Annotated in this window: 12 protein-coding genes; 3 read left to right on the top strand and 9 right to left on the bottom strand. The window is 65.8% G+C overall.

Going from position 1 to position 19,096, the window contains the following annotated elements:
• Window positions 1-31: 31 nt before the first annotated feature.
• The 4 genes from QX121_RS15580 to QX121_RS15565 all read right to left on the bottom strand — a co-directional run bounded on the left by QX121_RS15580 (window position 32) and on the right by QX121_RS15565 (window position 11,425).
• Entirely contained in the window at window positions 32-3,328 is a 3,297-nt protein-coding gene (locus QX121_RS15580; protein ID WP_315812393.1) for a hypothetical protein, read from the bottom strand.
• Window positions 3,329-3,378: 50 nt separating this feature from the next.
• Window positions 3,379-6,885, bottom strand: coding sequence for a DUF6603 domain-containing protein (locus QX121_RS15575; protein WP_315812392.1), 3,507 nt, complete (start codon window positions 6,883-6,885; stop codon window positions 3,379-3,381).
• The gene (locus QX121_RS15570; RefSeq protein ID WP_315812391.1) at window positions 6,878-9,394 is read right to left on the bottom strand and encodes a M64 family metallopeptidase; all 2,517 of its coding nucleotides are present in this window, start codon (window positions 9,392-9,394) and stop codon (window positions 6,878-6,880) included. Before QX121_RS15570 ends, QX121_RS15575 begins: the two co-directional genes overlap by 8 nt.
• 654 nt (window positions 9,395-10,048) lie before the next feature.
• Window positions 10,049-11,425: an IS30 family transposase gene (locus QX121_RS15565; RefSeq protein ID WP_315715219.1), complete on the bottom strand. Its 1,377-nt coding sequence runs from the start codon at window positions 11,423-11,425 to the stop codon at window positions 10,049-10,051.
• 657 nt (window positions 11,426-12,082) lie between these two features.
• Here QX121_RS15565 and QX121_RS15560 point away from each other — a divergent pair.
• The gene (locus QX121_RS15560) at window positions 12,083-12,325 is read left to right on the top strand and encodes a hypothetical protein (protein ID WP_315716267.1); all 243 of its coding nucleotides are present in this window, start codon (window positions 12,083-12,085) and stop codon (window positions 12,323-12,325) included.
• A 114-nt stretch (window positions 12,326-12,439) separates the two neighbouring features.
• On the opposite strand, the gene QX121_RS15555 is transcribed toward QX121_RS15560, so the two are convergent.
• The 5 genes from QX121_RS15555 to QX121_RS15535 form a co-directional block, all read right to left on the bottom strand.
• On the bottom strand, window positions 12,440-12,964 hold the full coding sequence (locus QX121_RS15555; RefSeq protein WP_315812390.1) for a hypothetical protein: 525 nt from the start codon (window positions 12,962-12,964) through the stop codon (window positions 12,440-12,442).
• Between the two features lie 189 nt (window positions 12,965-13,153).
• The gene (locus QX121_RS15550; protein ID WP_315812471.1) at window positions 13,154-13,375 is read right to left on the bottom strand and encodes a hypothetical protein; all 222 of its coding nucleotides are present in this window, start codon (window positions 13,373-13,375) and stop codon (window positions 13,154-13,156) included.
• Between the two features lie 127 nt (window positions 13,376-13,502).
• Window positions 13,503-14,735 carry an MFS transporter gene (locus tag QX121_RS15545; RefSeq protein WP_315812389.1) on the bottom strand — a complete coding sequence of 411 codons (1,233 nt, stop codon included), beginning with the start codon at window positions 14,733-14,735 and terminating at the stop codon, window positions 13,503-13,505.
• A gap of 100 nt (window positions 14,736-14,835) precedes the next feature.
• Window positions 14,836-15,525: a substrate-binding domain-containing protein gene (locus tag QX121_RS15540; protein ID WP_315782969.1), complete on the bottom strand. Its 690-nt coding sequence runs from the start codon at window positions 15,523-15,525 to the stop codon at window positions 14,836-14,838.
• Window positions 15,526-15,619: 94 nt separating this feature from the next.
• On the bottom strand, window positions 15,620-17,659 hold the full coding sequence (locus QX121_RS15535; protein ID WP_315812388.1) for an NAD(+) synthase: 2,040 nt from the start codon (window positions 17,657-17,659) through the stop codon (window positions 15,620-15,622).
• Window positions 17,660-17,850: 191 nt separating this feature from the next.
• Here QX121_RS15535 and QX121_RS15530 point away from each other — a divergent pair, with 191 nt between their 5' ends.
• On the top strand, window positions 17,851-18,699 hold the full coding sequence (locus QX121_RS15530; protein WP_315812387.1) for an SDR family oxidoreductase: 849 nt from the start codon (window positions 17,851-17,853) through the stop codon (window positions 18,697-18,699).
• Window positions 18,700-18,813: 114 nt separating this feature from the next.
• Window positions 18,814-19,089: a hypothetical protein gene (locus QX121_RS15525; protein WP_315812386.1), complete on the top strand. Its 276-nt coding sequence runs from the start codon at window positions 18,814-18,816 to the stop codon at window positions 19,087-19,089.
• Window positions 19,090-19,096 lie beyond the last annotated feature (7 nt).

Raw genomic sequence — 19,096 nt, 5'->3', positions numbered from 1 at the left:
TCCGCCGCCCCCTGTCGTGTCCGCTGCGCGATCAGTTCGGCAGCATCTCGCTGCCGTGCACCGCGACCAGCACGGGAACCTGGTAGAGGATGTAGGCGAGCTCCGCGGAGTTGCTGTCCGGATGCCAGCGTAGCGCCTTGTCCTCGTCGTACTGTTGTTTCTTCTCCTGCAGCTCCGGCGCCACCGGATCGTCCAGGGTGAGCGTCGGCCCGCCCGGCCTGATCTGCAGAAAGCCCTTGTCGGCGTCGGACAGCACGTCAGGCCAGGCGAGGTCGTTCCAGACGTTGAGCGGCCCGTCGCGAGAAATATCAAGGCCGAAGCGCGGCTCGCCGGGCCGCTCCTTGATGACGAAGAACCAGCCCGGCGCCGTCGAATTGCCGCGGCCGGTGCCTCCCTTTGCCTCCTTCGAGGTCAGGTCGAAGCCAATGAAGGTGATGTCGGGATCGACCTTGGCTTCGTAGAGCGGCGTGCGCAGGCGGTCTTCCACCGGACCGTCGGTCTCCAGCACCCGCTCGACGCGGGGATTGATCGCGCCGCCGTCGTCGCGCTGCCAGCGCGCCTTCTGGGCGTAGATCACCGCGGTGGGATATTTCTTCAGCAGCTCGCCGCGGATGACGAGGACGACTTCCTCCTCGTTCTCGCCCGGCTTCTCGCGATGGTCGTGATCGCCGAGCTTGGAGAACAGCGACCAGGTGTGGAGCGGCGGAATATCGCGGAGCTTTTCGCGCAGTTCGTCCTTCGACAGGCCCTCACGGTCGATCACGCCGCTCGGGTCCCAGAACTGGCGGAAGCAGCTGCCGCGCTGGTCGGTGGGATATTCACGCCACAGCAGCTCGCGGGCGAATTCATGGTTGAGGCCGACCATGTAGGCCTCGATGAAACGCTGATTGGTCTCGAGCAGCGTGATCGTGTTCTGCGGAATCTTGTCGATGTTCGGCAGGAAGTGCTCGTCGGACAGGCCGAGAAGCGGCTTGTACATCGGCAGGTCGATTTCCGGATATGCCATCACCGGCTTGAACACTTCCGGCTGCAGCAGCGTCGCGATCCCGTTGATGGCCAGCACTCGCGGCGGAATGGCGATCGAGGAGAAGGTGAAGGCGGGCACCGTCTTGTCGGGATCAATCGCAGCGAAGGTCGACGCTCCGAGCGCGGCGATGTCGATCGGCTTGCGCAACGGCGGCTTGCCGAGATCGGCGCTGACTGTGAGCAGCCGGTTGAGGTCCTTGAGGGCTAGTTTGAAGCGCGCCGCCTCCGGGCTGTCGGCGGACGAAGCGCCGCCGACGGGCTCAGGCGCGGCGGGATCGGGATCGCGGATAGTGAACGACGGAAAGCCCGGCAGCGCGTCGATGATGTCGGGCGAAGCCCCTTGCGGCAACACGCCGGTCGCGATGCCGGCCTGCTTCTCCAGCCGCACCAGCCATCGGAACAGCGCCAGCGCCGCTACCGCGACCATGATCGCGAGCGGAATGGCGACGGCCAGCAGCAGCACGGCGACCAGCAGCAGAACGACCAGTAATACCCACTTCGCCCAGCGGTGCTTGGCGAGCCAGTCGGTCAGCTCCGCGGGCAGCGACTTCGGCTGAAGCTGCGCGGCGACATCCTCCACCGCCGGCAAGGCTTCCGGGGTGACCCGCGGCGGCGCCGCGCTGACCTCGCCGCGATTGATCTTCTCCAGCAGCTCTTCGGCGCCTTTCGGCGAGTCGAAGCCGAGCGTCGCCGCGATGTGGTCGCGCGGCCGGACCGCGCGCCGGAACGGCGCAGACAGCGCCGCGCGGGGCACCGTGCTTTCCTTGAGCCGATGGCGCAGCGTGAAGCCGTCGGCGATCACCCGGCGCTGCACCGGCGCCATCATCGTCAGCCCGCGTTCCGCACTGAGATCCTTCAGCGGCCCGAGATGGCGCGCATGCCAGATCGCGGCCGCGGCCTTGGCGAATTGCGCCAGCCTGATCCGCCGGTTCGCCGCAAGGATGTCGCCGACCTGGTCCCAGGCGGCGTCCATATAGGCCTCCTGGTTCTTCTGCACGACTGCGGTGCCGAACGCGGCGGGAACGCGAAACCGCGGGTCCAGATTGAGCTCGTGCACCCAGTTGCGCGGCTGCGGCGCGTCGCTGCCGTCCGCCTCCTCAAGCAGCCGCTCGGTGAGCGCGTGCCAGCGGCCGTACAGCGGCGGCGTGATCACCGGGTCGGGCGCGCCTTCGCGGGCATAGTCATCGGTCAGGTTGACGAAGCCCGCCAGCGCCTTCTCGAATTCGTGCGCGTAGGGTTCGTCCCAGCCCTCGTAGGCCGCAGCTTCCGCCTCCTGCGCGCCGGTCAGCGCCTCGTCCGGCACCTTGAGCGCGCCGCCGAGCCGCAGCACCCCGTGGAGCCCGGCGACCGCGATGGGCGGCATCCCGGAGCCCGGCGTCTGCGTGTCCATGTCGCGGCGGCCGAGCCGCGAGTCCGGCGGACGCGGCTTCAACAGGCGGACGAGGTACTCGAAATCGCCCACCGTCCCAGTCTTGAAGTACCACCGCTTGTACACCGGATGCAGCGTCGGGAACGGCCGGTCGGTATAGTCCGCCCAGGCCGACAGGGTGGCGAAGAGTGCGGGATTCGCCGCCGGCGCAATTCCGAGGCCGGCGAGACGGCCGCTCTCGAAGGTCGGCACCACGAACGCATGGTAGGACGTATTCGGCTTCAACTGACGCGGCGACAGGACGCGCGAATAGGCGTAGTCCGGATTGCTGGCCAGCAGGCTCTCCAGTCGCGCCCTCGCCTGGTCCGCATTGGTCGATTCCACCACGCCGTCCTGCTGGATCAGGTCGCGGTTGACGTGGACGTGCGCCCAGGCCCAAAGCTGGTCGGCGGGCGGGAATACCGAGGCCGGATCTCCCGTCACCTCGATCGCCGGCAGCGGCCGCGCCGACGACACCGCGACTTCCTTGAACTCCTCCACCTCGAGCACTAGGAGTGCGAGCCACGGGCGCAGCCGGTGGCGCGACTCGTCCGGCGCCGCTGGCGTGTAGCGCCACGGAAAATCCTCGTCGTAGAACTCAACGAAGGGCAGGTAGTTCGGCTCGAAATTGGTGATCCAGTCGCGCGGCTCCACCTTCACCACCGCCTTCGGATCGATGCCGACGATGTCGCCGGGACCATAGAGCGCGACGTCGCGCGAAATCGTCGCCGTCAGATCCGTGTCGCCCTGGACCGGCCGCCCGGCCAGCGACAAGTCGACCTTGATCGTCGCGCGCAGCGACACCGAGTTGTCGTTGTCGGCCGCCGTGATGTTGTTCGCCACGCCGAGCCGCAGCCAGGGCAGGAAGGAATAGGTGCCGATCGTATCACTCATCCCGTCCCTCCCCGCCGCCTCGCCGGACCGCCCGCCATCATCGTGCCTCGCTACGCCGCGCGCTTCATCTCGTGCGGGCGCACGATATGGGCCTCGCTGGCGAAGTTCGGATTGCTCCGCGTCTCCGCCGCCATGAATTCACCGGCGCTGGCGCGCGATTGGAACGACGCAGGCGCGCCGGCGATCGGCGAATTGTCGGCCAGGCTCACCACCACATAGGACGCCTGATCGACCGCGATCTTGTCGTCGAATGCGTGCTTCAGATCGCGCGACTTCGCCGAGATCTCGGACCGCGCCACGGCGTTGTTGGCCAGGAAGTGCGTGAACAGCCCGGAGATGAGCGTGACGAAGCGCCGGCGGGCCCGCTTGAAATTGTTGTCGACGATGATCTCTTCGTAGCGGACGATGCGCTTGGTGACATAGCTGGTCTTTGCCTGGTTGCCAGTGACCGACAGCTCCAGCCCCGCCTCCTCGGCCTCGTAGTCGGACGCGCTGAGCTTCTCGCCGTCCTTGAGGTCCTTGAACTGGGCGATCGCGAACGACTCCCGGATGGTGGCGCGCTTCTCGATGCCCGACGTCGCGGTCGCGACCGAGAAGTAATTGGCGTCGTCCGGGCGCTGCGCGCCGATCTTGTCGAGGGTGATGCCGAGCGGGATCGCACGCTGGGTGATCTTGAGCGAACCGACCGGATGCAGGACAAGGTCCGAGCCCGCGTCCACGGTCTTGAGCGTCACCAACAGCCTGCTGCTGTTCTGCAGCGCGGCAGTCCAATTCTCAGCCTTCGAGTATTCCGCCACCAGCAGGGGCAGCACGGAGACCGGCGGCAGACTGGTGTCCTCCTTGTCGCCCCAGGTGTGGGAGAAGTCGACGTCGACGTCCCAGAACAGCAGCGAGATGCTCCCGGTGCCCTCGACGTGCCAGGGCGATGTGCCTTCGAGCGAGCCGCGGAAGCGGATACTGAACAGCCCCGCGCCGAACAGCTTCACCGACAGCGAGGCAGAGATCGTGATGATGAAATAGAACGGCGAGAACTGGAACAGCGCGTCGAAGGCGAGATGGCCCTCGATGTTGGCGATCGAGACGCCGAAATACAGCTCCGCATGTGCGCCGAACTGCACTGTGTTCGACGTCACCGCGAAATAGGCATCGACCCGGATGCGGGCCACCGGCGTGTTGAGGATGTTGATCGCGATCCGGGGGATCGGCGGGAACGGCAGCGCCGGTGGATTGTAGGCCGGGTGGAAGCCGCCGACGGAGACGATGAAAGTGGCGTCGCCGCCGAACGACGCGAGCACGCCCATGCCGCCGTCGAGCGGCATGAAGATTACGCGGGATTCGTACAGGATGGCGAAGAACCAGCCGCGCTTCTTGTCGAATTCGATCGCGCCCATGAAGGCGACCTGGATGATGATGAGCGGCAGCCGCTCGTCCGGGATCGCCACCGTCAGCTTGCCGATGATGGCGATGTTGCCGGGAATCTCGATGATGATCCCGAGCGACAGGCTGATCAGCGTCGGCGTGCCCCAGCCGAACTTCGCCATCGGGCCGATGAGGAAGGTCCCCTGCTCTGGCGGGAAGAAGGTGCGGAGGTCGGAGATGATCCGGTGCGCGTTGGCGACGACGTCGTGCGGGAATAGCACCGAGTCCAGCGAGCCGGCGCGCACGCCGTTGACTAGCGCGTCGAGGTCCATCGAGCGGTTGAGCCCGACCAGTCCGCCGACTCCCAGCAGGGTGAAGCCGAAGCCGAGCTGCAATCCGGGATTGAACTCGACCGTGATGATGGCGATGAAGGAAAAGCCCTTTGACCCGTCCGGCATCTTGGTGGTGATGACGCCGATTGCCGTCACCGAGAGGAAGTCGAGGATCTTCAGTTCCAGCGCGCCGGCATATTCGCCGCGGTCCGGATCGATGAAGAGATAGCCGCCGCCCTTCACCGCCCCGGCATCGATCGACAGCCCGACGCCGTTCGGTGGCTTGAACCCGAAGGATAGATCGATCGGGCCGAGATTGCCGCCGCTCCCCGGAAAAGCGAGATCGGTCCGCAGCCCGATGTTTTCCACCACCGCGACCAGCGGACCGAGCGCCGCCTTCAGCGTCGCGCCGATATCGATCGGGAGGCCGTCACCCGACGGTGTCACCGCGAGCGTCAGTCCCTGCACCTGGATCGGACCGAGGTCGATATGCGCTGGGATCTGGATCTCGAGATGCGAGGTGCCGCGGAAATACACGCCGCGCGGATAGGCGACGCCGAGGCCGAGATCGAACTCGAACCGCGTCGAGATACCCGACAGGATGGTCGAGATGAAGCCGTCCGAGCCGGACGCGTCGAGGACGAAAGCGAGGCCCTTGAGGTCCGCCTCGGCGAACACCTCGACGTCCTTGCCCGCCACCAGCGTGAAACCGCCGGCACCGCTCACCGATTGGTATTCGAGCCGCGTGCCCTCGCCGGTGCCGAGAACGATGGTCGGGCTGCCGGATGCGGCGGAGTATTCCACTTCGACGCGCGCGGTGCCCTTGGCCGACGTCGGCGCGCCGCTGCCTGCGAAGCCGATCACCATGTCGATGCCGCTGCCCGGCCGCACCATCAGGCCGACACCGCCGGTGAGATCGAGGTCGCTCGAGATCGTCACCGCGATCGTCGGACCGAGCTGCATCCGCACCGACAGCAGCCCGCTGAAAGACGGCAGCAGCGCGAAGCCCGGCTTCTTGCTCCCGGACTTCGGCAGCGGGAACAGTCCGAGCTCGGCCGATAGCCGTCCCGCGTCGCGCGCCCGCTCGAAGAACACCAAGCGCAGCCGTTTGCGCACGGCGGCGCGCCCGGTCGGGGGGCCGCCTTCGAGCGCGAGCGCGACCCGATCCGGCACCTCCACCATCCGGACATCGAGCCCGAGCCCGGCCGCGAGGCTGTCGATCTGCCGCGCGAAGCTGGAGAAGTCGAAGCTGTCGGTGCCCCAGCCGAAGGCGTTCTCGAACAGCGTCACCGGGTCGGAGACGATCTTCGGCAGGTCCGGGAAACTGAACTTGTAGTCGATGTAGTCCGGGCGGTTGCCGGCGGGCGCGGTATAGCGGGTGCGGATGACACCGAGCGCCTGCAGCGCGAAACCGATGCCCGGATGATGGTTGCGCAGATAGGTGATGAAGAGATAGCCGACGAGCTGCCCCGGAAACTCGCCCTTGAAATTATCGGCGTTCAGCGTCGCCGAAAATGCACCGCCGGGCGCCGAAACGAGGTCGTCGATCGCCTGCACGACGCCGGCGATCGCCTCGATGGTCTTGAAGGCGTCTTCGAGCGATCCGGACACGACCGTCGTCTCGCCGTCGGACGCCACTTCGCCGTCGAGCGACAGCCCGCCGCCGACCAGCGCCTGGAGCCGATCGAACAGCAGCTGCAAGTCGACCGCGAGATCGGCGATCGGCTTCGGAATCACGTCGGAATCCCAGCCCAGCTTGAGCAGCAGGCCCTGGAACGCGGCCGGCGACTCCACCGCCGCCCGCAGCGGCAGCAGCAGCTTGCCGATCTCGGCGACGATCGTTTCGAGGGCGCCCGGTTCAGCCATTTTTCTTGGCCTCCGGATAGAATTCGCGGTCGACGACGTCGTGCAGCGCGGGATCGACGCGGTTGGTGATCAGCCATTTGCAGACATGGCAAAAAGTGCCGCTGTTGTTCCGCATCTTGCAGTCGCCGGCCGGACGATAGACCAACCCGGTGAAGTTGTATGCGCCTTCGTACAGGCCGACCAGCCGCTGCGCCTTGCATGGCGGCTTGAAGTTCGGGATGTCCTTCGGGTCGTCGCCCTCGTCGTTCACATGAGCGAAGTCGGGATCCTTGTTGAGCGGCAGATGGTTGCCTGCGATGAAGTCGCGCACCTTCTTTTCCACCACATAGACCAGCGCGTCCGCATCGTCGCGGCGCGGCACGAACAGCAGCGAGCCTTTCGGAAACACGGGAAACGGCGCCGGCGGCAATTCCAGCCCGCCGAGCCGGATCGAGCCGAGGTTCTGGTCGATGTCGCCGATGTCGAGTCTGACGAGGTAATCGGAATCGGTGAACGTGAGCGGCAGTTGCCGGCCGATCGCCGTGATCTGGATGCGGCGGAGAAACGCCTGGCGGCCGGCCGCCTTCGCCTGCACCCAGCGCGGGATCTGGCGCGGATCGATCCTGACCTCGATCGAGCCACCCTGCTGGGTCGAAGCCTGGATCAGCTTGGCCGAAAGCTGGACCCTGAGAAGTTCGAACCATTTCACCTTGGACGGATCGACCAGACGGGAGTGATTGGCGGCGTAGTTCGGATCCTGAAAGATGCCGGCGAGCGCGACGATGTTGTCGTGCTCGCTCGAAGCGGCCGCATTGTCTTCGGCGCTCGTTTCGTATTCGTCGCCGAGATTGAAGGAATGGCCGAATTCGTGCGCAACCGTGTCGATGATATCGGTGAGGTCGGCGTCGATGTCGCTGGCGGGCTTGCGTCGCATCACTTTCTTTGTCGCCGTGTTGGTCGCCGGATATTCGAAGTCGAGCGTCTTCAGGCTCTGCAGCGAATTGGCGGTCACGGTCGACTGGTTGAAATTGGTGCCGCCGATCATGTCCTCGTTGGTGATCATGGCGATCAGGCCGCGGCTGCGCTTGAAGGTGCCGTCCGGTATCCACTCGGCGCCCAGCGCGGTGTGCGGCGACGACCCGAGCCGCAGTCCGGACAGGTAGGCCATGATCGGCGCCGCAACGTTCGCGCGGCCGATCCTAGCGAGCTCCGGCGGGTGCCGGCGCGGATCAGGGGCAAGGTGCCGGGTGGCGCTGGCCGGTTTGAAGAACTGATAGGCGCGGGCGATCAGGGGCGCGAGGTTGGCATCGCCCGCCGCATCCGCCGCCGGCATCGTCAAAGCGGCCCCGGACTTCGCCGACTGATCGCCCCAGCGGGAGCCGAGCATCAGGCCGTAGAAGGTGTCACGTGCCTCCAGGATGCCGAGCGATTTCTGCTTCCTCCACGCTTCGATCAGGGTGTCGTTGACCTTCGCCGCGTCGTAGTTGGACAGCGACTGGCCCGCCCAGCGCGCCTTCAATTGCGCCGGCGTCGCAGTTTCGTTGCGGAGCGGCAGGCCGACGCGGGCCACGAGCTCGTCGACTTCGTAGATGCTCTTGTCGTCCGAAACGCTGTAGTTCCACGGAATCGGTCCGCCCTTGCCGAGCTCCGAGGTCTCCTCGTCGTTGACGCGCCAGCCGCAGGTCACCGCCTGCTCTTCCGACGCCTGGAAGGCCTTGAATACATTGAAGCTGCCCGCGAGCGTGCCGTAGGGCTCGTGGCGCTTCTGCGAGAACAGACCGTCCGCCGCTTCCTGCACGATCTTGTCGAACTTGTCCTTCTCGGACGCGCGAAAGCCTTCGGCGAGGAACAGGATGTTGTGCATTTCGGCGGCATTGGCGAGGTCGCCGGCGCGCACCGTCGAGATGTTGTCGCGAGTCTTGGCGTAGTCGACCACCTTCACCGACAGGCTCTGGTTGACGCCGAGGAAGCTGCCGTTGAGCTGGGCCGCCCCCTCGCTCACGCCCCTCAACCGTCCCTCATTGTTCGCATTTGCCACCACGAAGGTGCCGGGGCTGGCCGAGCTGAGCGTGACGAAGCCGTGTCCGGTGATGTCGCCGACGAGATCGGTCCCGGTCGGATCGTCGCTGAACAGCGCGCACAGCGTCGGCTGGCTGTGGCCGACCGTCGGATGCAGCGCCGTGGTGATCGAGGAGTTGCCGAACCACCAGCCGAGCACATCGTCGTGCACCTGGATACGCGCGACGACGTAGCCGGGGCCATATTCGATCACCACGAGATTGATGCCGACGTCGTCGCCGGTGATGGTGCGCGCCGCAGGATCGATCGTCACGAAGCTGGTCAGCCGGGAGCCGACCGGGTTGTACGGCGCCAGGATCCGAAAATTGCAATCCGCGGTGACATCGGTCAGCGTGTAGGTCGTCGACCCGCTCGGCAAATCCTGGTCGAACACGCGGAACGGCAGCACCTTAGTCGCGGGCTTCTTCAGCGCGACGTGCATGTCGCAATGCGGGTAGACAATGAGAGGCATGCCGGCACAACCCTCTCTCAGCCAGTAGAACTATTGGGAAGCCCGTCGCTCCCATCGGAAATCTGGCATCGTAAAGATTTTACACCCAAGCCTTCTCAATACAACCTCAACGTGATACTGTTTCGACATCCTTCTTCAATTGTCGTTTGCCGAGTGGAGCTCTCTATCGCTGAGGCCAATCGTGATGCAAAAGCCGGCGGCGTGGAGCATCTCGTTGTCCTCGTTCATCGGATAGACACGAACGCTCAGTGGTTTCCGATCGCCAAGAAGCCATTGGAGGGCGCTGGGTTTGTCGCTGTCCCCGCGGGGCACGAGACCGATGCGTGACCCGGTTTCTGACCGCGTCACGCTTCTTGAGACGCACTGCGACTGACCGCGTCTCCTATCCGTGGGTTCGGCCCGACGCTGCTCGGCGTTGTCACGGGCGCAGACAAGCACCATCACGTCATTCAGATGTCAAACAGCCACTTGCGGTCGGTTCAGGCGTGCGCGCGCGGTCTCGCGGCTCGATGAGTCCGAGGAATGCGTTGGTCGCGCGCGCCCCAAAACACGAGAGGCGCAGGGAGAGCCGGACCTCGACTGAGGCCCGTGGCCCGCCTGCGAAAAAAATGCAGGCGGCAGGTACCACAGGTCCAGCCGGACGACCCGGCGGGCTCAAGCGGTGGTCGCAACACCCAGTGTTTTCATTCGTGACAGCAGCTCGTCAAGCGCCTCTGCTGGAGTTTTCCATCCTAGCGTCTTTCTCGGTCGGGAATTGAGCGCTGCGGCCACGGCGGCGATCTCGTCAGCATCGTAGACGCTCAGATCGGTACCTTTCGGGAAGTACTGCCGCAGCAGGCCATTCGTGTTCTCGTTCGTGCCACGTTGCCAGGGGCTTCTTGGATCGCAGAAGTAGATCTGAAGGTCTGTATCGATCTTGAGGTCACTGTGTTGAGCCATTTCGGTCCCCTGATCCCAGGTTAGCGAGCGGCGGAGTTCTTTGGGCAAGGTGACGATGGTGCGCGTGATCGCATCGCGTACCGCTTCAGCTCCGTGTCCGGAGAGCGCAGGCCCATCCTTCGTACGTGGGCCGTCGTCAAACCCCGGCAACCGTGGAAGGTGCAGGAGCATTGTAAACCGCGTGCTGCGTTCGACCAGCGTGCCGATTGCCGAGCTGGCGGAGCCGACGATCAGATCTCCTTCCCAATGTCCCGGCACAGCTCGATCCGCGACTTCGGCCGGACGCTCACTGATCATGATCTCCGGCGATATGAAGCCTTTGCTGCGCTTCCGCGTACGCGCTCGGGGCACGCGCAGCGCACGTCCCGTTCGCAAACAGGACGACAACTCGCGTTTCAGCGCTCCTCGGCCCTGAACAAAAAGCGCCTGGTAAATGGCTTCGTGGCTGATGCGCATCGCCTCGTCATCCGGGAAGTCGATCGGCAAGCGCCGGGCAATCTGCTCGGGACTCCACGCTTTCGTCCACCCCTGATCCTGGCTAGAGCCCGCACGACCGGCCTTCCGCCGAACGCCGCCTGGAGGCGCGACAAACCCTGCAAGCCGCTCTTCAACATAAGCGCGCAAGGCGGCGTTGCTTGCAAGCTTGCTCGGCTTAGGACGCCGGGCCGATCGATCTGCATGCCACTGGGCGGCCGTCGCCCGATAGGCCATCTTGCCGCCGTGCGTGGCTGCATTGCGATCGAGTTCACGGGAGATGGTCGAGGGAGACCGATTGAGGCGCCGTGCTATCTCTCGTACAGAATGGCGCTGCGCATTCAGCAGCGCAATCTCTTCGCGCTCAGAAAAGGAGAGGTGCCGTCCGGAGAGCGGCTTCGCTGAAGGTCGGAACATTGCCGGTGCCACGCCGCCCGCTTTTCGAAATAATCGGGGGCCGACAGCATCCGATAATCCAGCAGCCAGCGCAGCATTCTCGCTGTTCAATCCAGCGGCAATCCCACGCCAAAATTTCTGCTGTTCCGCTCGCCCCGCAACTGGTGGGCGCCCCAATGATCCCAGCTTGCCCCGCGTTGACCGTTTCTTTCGAATGCCCATCGCAATCTCCTCATCGAGTGTTGCGACGACCAATTGAATCCACCCCCGGCCCTCCCTGCGCGATCGGTTTTAACGGTGTCCTTCGTGCTCTCCTTGGGGACCGGGCTTTCTTGCCCCCATCGCCCGCGTGACGCTTGCGCATCAACAACAGGCTTGACCTCAGCATCGGGAGGCCGGGACCACACGACTTCGCCGTCCGCGATGCAAACGCTCGTCTGGCGCAGCATCCACGTCCATCGCAGCCTACCTCCACGTATCGTGACGACGCGTACGCCCTCTGCATGAGGCGGGATGAATGGAGTAAAGCGGGATTTTTGACCAGCGTCGAGCGGCCCGGCGATCGCATCCAAGAACCCGGGTTTCCGCCCAGATATCTTTCCACCGTCATAGCCTGGCTCCGTCCCGGCCATTCACTTCGACCAACATGATTGAACGACGTGGATGCCCGAGCCTTCGCCGAGTCGAGGCGGTTGCGGCCGCGCAGGAAGGACGGAGCCCGGTATGACAAGCAACTCATTCGCAGATTCTCTTGGTGCACCGCGCGTGAACCCCGCGTATCACGCCGCAGCATTGCCAATCTCATCGATTGAGCGCAGGCTCCCCCTTCCTAAGCGCGCAAGTCGCATTACGGCACCAGCCGCATCAGGGGAGAGACGCATGAAGGAACCGGGCCTCGACGGCCGCCACCGCGACAAGGATGGCGAGATCAGCAGGAAGCATGGCAACACGCTGGTCGGCACGTTGCGCAAGATCTACGGAAAGTCGTTCGCGGCCGGTTATCCGGATTCGACCAAACTCAGCGACGTGCTGCTTCAGCTCAACGAGACCTCGCTGAGCCAGCTGCGCAGGGATCACGGCACCGGGCATCTGGAGCACAAGATCAAGGAGGCGTCGAAATGATCGGCAGCGTGCATCGCACGTTGCCGTCACCTGCTGGACCCACGCACGATGGGGGATGCTGACCGAGACTGACGGCACATCGCCGACCAGTGCCTCGCCCTTGACCGTCAAACCTCAGTCAGCCGACCTCAGGACGTCGGCGAACTGCTGCTCGAACCTTTTCTGCTGTCCCGTGCTCGGAAAATAGACCGGGCGGCCGGCGTTGATCACGTTGAAGCCGTCCTTTGTCAGTCGAGGCTCCAGAATCCGGCAGACGTTTGCCTTGATCAAGATTAGGGGAACGCCGCGATCCGACACAAGGCTGGATAGGTCCGCGACGAGCAGCGGGTAATCGTCTTCGATCAACGCATTCCGATCCTGACTCGCGTCTTTCGGCAGCTTGTCCACTTGCTGGTAGGTCGCATCGACCAGCACCCATCCCTTGCTCTGAAATTGTCGCAGCCCCTCTTCTTTCGTCGCAGGGGTGGCTCCCATCTGGCGCATGAGGGCCGTGAACAACGGCTCGCTGATCGAGCCGGCCGAGTCATAGAAGTATTTTCCTGAGGCCGGCGGCGATTCCGCGACGATGACAAGCCTGGCGACGTCCGGCTCATAGCGGCGTCTCAGCCCGAGATAATAATCCCGCCCCCTCGCCAACATCGACGATGCACCTCCACCGCACGAATTCGCAACACGGCGATCACTGACGTCACTGTGAACGTTCGTTTAGCATCAAGCGCCAACGATGGCAGCAAGGTCTGCAACACGCCGTCTGGAAAAGAATGCTGTCCAGCGGCGACGGGAAGGCCAGCGCTGCTTTCCCGTCGCTGAACGAAGTTGCCCGGCTTGTTACTTCCCCATGCTTCCCGCCTGGTTCGTGCCCGGGCCGACATTGCCCTGGCTCGACGAGGTGGAATCGCGGCCGGACTTCATGTTGCTGCCGGTGGTCTGCGACGAGGTGGTCGACGTCGCGGCGTTGTGCTTCTTGTGGTGCTTCGCTTGGACGGCGAGCGGGACGGCGGCGAGGGTGGCGGCGACGAGGGTGGCAATGGCGAGCTGGGTCTTCTTCATGGATCCGATCTCTATCCGGTTGAACTCCACGCTCGCCCAACCCGGCTGCGACATCACAGTTCCTGCCGGGGGATCAAGCGTTGTTGTTCGATTCCGACGGCGCGCGTGAAGGTGCGATGCAGCAGCGTCAGGCCGGCGCTTGCATGGGCACGGCGCCAGGCTGCGACGTCGGCTTGGGAAACGGCCGGAAGGTCATCATCATCATGACAGCGCCGAGGCCCATCACCCACGAGCCGACATAGAGCCAAGTGTAGCTCGCAAAGCTGTCGTAGATCAGGCCGCCGGCCAGCGGGCCGGTCGCCATGCCGAGGCTGCCGGCCATCGCCGTGCCGCCGATCACCGTGCCCATGATGCCTTGCGGAAAATTGTCACGCGCGATCGCGGCGTAGAGCGGCATGGTGCCGGCATAGAGGAAGCCGAAGATCGCCGCGACCGCATAGAACGCGGCGAGGTCGCGCACGACCACGTAGGCGAGCGCGCCGAACGCCTGCGCGAGCAGGCCGAGAACGAGTACCCGCTTGGCGCCGAAGCGGTCGCCGAGCAGGCCGAAGGCGATGCGGCCGCCGAGCCCGGCGAGCCCCTCGATGCTGTAGATCGTCACCGCCGCCATCAGCGGGATGCCGCAGGTGACGGCGTAGCTCACGGTGTGGATGATGGGGCCGGAATGCGTGGCGCAGCAGAAGAAGTTGGTGGCGAGCAGGATCAGGAACTGCGGCGAGCGCAGCGCCGCCGATCGCGTCATCTCGGCCGGCCCGGCGGCGGGACCCGACGCGACGGCGTCGCCGGGCGCGGACGATGGCGGACGGCCCACGAGCAGCGACGTGGGAATCATGATGGCGGCCACGATCGCGGCGATGCACTGCATCGCGGTCCGCCAGTCGTAGCTGGAGACGAGCCAGGCCGCGAGCGGCGACATCGTCATCGGCGCCACGCCCATGCCGGCCGAGACCAGCGACACCGCGAGGCTGCGATGGGTGTCGAACCAGCCGGTGACGGTCGCCATGACCGGCGGGAAGATCGCCGCTGTCGCGATGCCTGCGATCAGGCCGAACAGCAGTTGGAACGCCAACAGCGAGGATGTCAGGCTTGCCAGCAGCAGGCTGACGGCGAGCAGGATCGATCCGATCAGCAGCACGGGACGCGGGCCGATGCGGTCGGACAGCGTGCCCCAGCCCATGCTGGTGACGGCCATCGCCAGGAAGCCGATCGTCATCGCGGTGGAGATCCCCGCGACCGACCACCCGGTCTCGGCGGCCATCGGCTTGAGGAACACCGGCAGCGAGAACAGGCCGCCGACGGCGACGCAGCCGAGCACGCCCCCGGCCGCCACGATCACCCAGCGATAGTGCGATGTGCTCATCCGCCGTCTCCTTCCCGATTGTTCGGTTGGAAGACGATCGGGACAAGGCCGAGACGACACGCGGCGATCGGATTTTTTCGCGGGCTGTGGAGCCGGCGCCTCACACCGGCGTCATGCCGTGCTGGCGCTTGGTTTCGGCGGTCTCCTCCGAGACGAGATATTCGATGAAGGCCCGCGCCGCCTCGGTATGCGCGCCGGCCTTGCACAACGCCGCCGCGAACACCGTGCCGGGCTGCAGCGACGCGGGCAGCAGGCCGACGATGTCGATGCCAGGCGCGCCGAGCATCTCGCTGAGCTGCTGGAAGCCGACCTCGACCTCGCCATCGGCGAGCAGTTTTGCAACCGGAATGCCCGGCTTGGCCTGGACCAGGCGCGACGCGCCCTCGCCTTCCAGGCCCCAGTCGCGGGCGAGCTTCTGCACGTGCGTTCCGCTCGGGCCCGTGGAGATGCCGATCGCCTTGGCATTCTCCATCGCCTTGCGCACGGCGGCCTCGTCCAACGGATCTGGCTTCGCGGCGCCCGCGCGCACCGCCATCGCCATCGGTGATTCCGCGATCTCGATGATGCTGCCGGGCACGAGATGGCCGTCGGCCTCGAGCTTCTGCAGCGCATCCGAGGCGAGCACCGCGAAGTCGAACGCTTCGCCGGCGCGGATGCGCTTGGCGGCATCGACGCCGCCGACGGATTCGATCGTGATCACCTCGCCGGTCGCCTCCTCATAGGCGGCCGCGAGCTCGGCGAGGATCTGCCTCGTCGCCATCGAGGAAATGCCGGCGGCGGTCACGCTCATGATCTGCTCCGTTCAACGATGTCGATGACGACGCCGCAAAGGCGGACGCGCACGTCTCGGATATGGCAAGCGCGGCGGCCGAGCAAGATGGTCGTCACTTCGGCACGTTGCGCTCCAGATCCTCCAGCCACGCGGTGGCGTTGCCGTCCGACGGCGCGCGCCAGTCGCCGCGCGGCGACAGGGCGCCGCCGGCGACCACTTTCGGGCCGTTCGGCATTGCCGAGCGCTTGAACTGGCTGAAGGCGAAGAAGCGCTTGAGGAACACCTCCAGCCACTTCCTGATCTCGGGAAGCGTATAGGCGTGGCGCTTGTCGGCAGGGAAATGCGGCGGCCAGGCGCCGTCGCCGACATTCTTCCAGGCGTGATGCGCCATGAAGGCGATCTTCGACGGGCGCATGCCGTAGCGCAGCGTGTAGAACAAATTGAAGTCCTGCAGCTCATAGGGGCCGATCGCGGCCTGCGTGCTCTGCGGCGTCTCGCCCTCCTTCACCGGCACCAGCTCCGGCGAGATCTCCGCTGAAAGCACCGCCTCGAGCGTGCGGTCCACTTCGGCGGAGAACTGATGCGAGGCGATCACCCAGCGGATGAGATGCTGGATCAAGGTCTTCGGCACGCCGGCATTGACATTGTAGTGCGCCATCTGATCGCCGACGCCATAGGTGCACCAGCCCAGCGCGAGCTCGGAGAGATCGCCGGTGCCGAGCACGAGGCCGCCCCGATCATTGGCGAGGCGGAACAGGTAGTCGGTGCGCAGGCCCGCCTGCACGTTCTCGAAGGTGACGTCGTAGACCTGTTCGCCGCGGCCGAAGGGATGGCCGATGTCCTTCAGCATCTGCGTCGCCGCGGGGCGGATGTCGAGCTCGGCGGCACTGACTTGAAGCGATGTCATCAGCGCATGCGCGTAGGACTTGCTTTGCGCGCCGGTCGCGAAGCCCGGCATCGTATAGGCGAGGATGTTGGTGCGCGGCAGGCCGAGCAGGTCCATCGCCTTGGCGGCGACGATCAGCGCATGCGTGGAATCGAGCCCGCCGGAGACGCCGATCACGATGCGCTTGGTGCCGGTGGCGCGCAGCCGCTGGACGAGACCCGCGACTTGGATGTTGTAGGCCTCGTAGCAGTCCTGATCGAGCCGCGCGGGATCGCTCGGCACGAACGGAAAGCGCTCGATGCTGCGCATGAAGCCGATGTCATCGAGGGTCGGCTGCAGCTCGAAGCCGATACGGCGGTAGTGCACGCCGGCGCGTTGCGCGCGCGCATTGTCGTCGAACGTGCCCATCAGCGCCCGCTCCTGGCGCAGCAGATCGAGATCGACATCGGCGAAGATGGTCTGGCCGATCTGGCGGAAGCGCTCGCTCTCGGCCAGCAGCACGCCGTTCTCGAAGATCGAGGTCTGGCCGTCCCAGGCGAGATCCGTGGTGGATTCGCCCACACCGGCCGCCGCGTAGATGTAGGCGGCGAGGCAGCGCGCCGAGGTGGAACGACAGAGCAGCGAGCGTGACTCGGCGCGGCCGACCGTGATCGGGCTGCCCGAGAGATTGGCGAGCACGGTGGCGCCGGCGAGCGCCAACTCGGACGCCGGCGTCACCGGGATCCACATGTCCTCGCAGATCTCGACGCCGATGACGAGCCCGGCGACGTCAGCGGCGGCGAACAGCAGATCCGTGCCGAATGGCGCCATGGTCTCGGCGACCTCGATCATCTCGCCGCGGATGCCGGCGCCGGAGGCGAAGTGACGGCCTTCGTAGAACTCGCGATAGGTCGGCAGGTAGCTCTTCGGGATGACGCCGAGTACCTCGCCGCGATGGATCACGACGGCGCAATTATAGACGCGGTGGGCGAAGCGCAGCGGCGCGCCCACGATCAGGACCGGCATCAGGTCGTGCGAGGCTTCGACCAAGGTGAGCAGGCCGCGCTGGACGGCGTCGAGCAGCGGATCCTGCTTGACCAGGTCCTCGATCGCGTAGCCGGACAGGCAGAGCTCTGGAAACACCGCGACCGCCGCCCCCTGGTCATGGCAGGCGCGCGCCGCCGCCAGGATCGCCGCCGCGTTGGCGGTGGGGTTGGCGACGCTGGAGGCCGTGACGCAGGCGGCGACGCGGGCAAAACCGTGCCGGTAGATCGAATGGAAATTCATCGTGGCAGTCCATCTCCTGTCACCTGATCATACGACATGGACCATGACGGGAGCCATAACAAGGGCGGCAGGCCAGCACCGCCAGGGGCGCAGGCTGTGACCTCCGCACGCGTCATTTGAATTGCGCGGGCCACCCGGCGCCGGGTAACTCGGAGGCTCGCTTCTTCGCGCCATCCGGGTGAACGGCATCCATGAACCTCTTCGTCATCGGCTTCGGCTACACCGCGCAGCGCTTCGTCGAACTGCGCCGCGGCGCGTTCGCGCGCGTCGGCGGCACGGTGCGCGGCGCCGACAAGCGCGCGCAGCTGGCGCCTGATGACATCGACCTGTTCGACGGCACGGCGCCGGCCGCGACGCTGGCGAAAGCCGCGGGGGCCGACGTCGTGCTGATCTCGGTGCCTCCGGGAGCCGGCGACGACCCGGTGCTGGCCACGTTCGGCGACGCCATCACGGCAGGGCGCGCGCGCCGCGTAGTCTATCTCTCGACTGTCGGCGTCTATGGCGACCATCAGGGCGGCTGGATCGACGAGGACACGCCGCTGGCGCCTGAGCACGACCGGGTGCAGGCCCGGGTCCGCGTCGAGCAGGACTGGCGCGCGCGGATCGGCGACCGGCTCGCGGTGCTCCGGCTCGGCGGCATCTACGGGCCGGGCCGCAATGCGCTGGTCGAGCTGCGGGCCGGGCGGGCGCGGCGCATCGTCAAGCCGGGACAGGTGTTCAACCGTATCCATGTCGATGACGCGGCCAGCGCGATCATGGGCGCGATCCAGCGCGGGTCAGGCGGCGCCTGGAACATCGTCGACGACGAGCCTGCGCCGCCGCAGGACGTCATCGCCTATGCCGCTGCGTTGATGGGCATCGCCCCGCCGCCGGAACTTCCGTTCGACCGCGCCGAGCTGTCGCCGATGGCGCGGAGCTTCTATGCCAGCAACCGCCGCATCCGGAATGCGCGGGCCAAGCAGGAGCTCGGCGTCGACTTCGCTTACCCGACGTATCGTGCCGGGCTCGGCGCGCTGTGGGCCGCGGGCGAAGGGCGCTGAGGCGAGATTTCTGGGGCCGGGCGGGAAACCTTTCCCGCCACCGACGATTGCAACGAACAGAGATTGTCATGTGGGTTTGACGCGACTGCACGTCGTGCGCCCCTCACACGACGGATGTTCGACGTGCAAGGCGATCAACCCATCAGCTGGCTGATGTTCTTCACGCTCGCGGCCGCGATCATCATTGCCGCCGGCGCGTTCCTGGCCTTCCTGCGCTCGCGACACAACCGCGAGATCGCGGCGGGCCCGGCTGGACCTGCGCACCGTGCCCACGTCGTCGCCGACTGGAGCCGGTGCCGAGAGCGGCGAGCATCGGGAGGCCAGTCCGCCGGCGAGGTAAAAAATACCCCCTGGAAGCAAGAAGGCCGCGCAATGCGCGGCCTTCTCTGATGTTCAC

It is taken from the genome of Bradyrhizobium sp. SZCCHNR2028, from assembly GCF_032380995.1.
GTDB lineage: Bacteria > Pseudomonadota > Alphaproteobacteria > Rhizobiales > Xanthobacteraceae > Bradyrhizobium.
The sequence above is the reverse complement of the archived record's forward strand: the minus strand, read 5'-3'. Positions and strand labels throughout refer to the sequence as shown.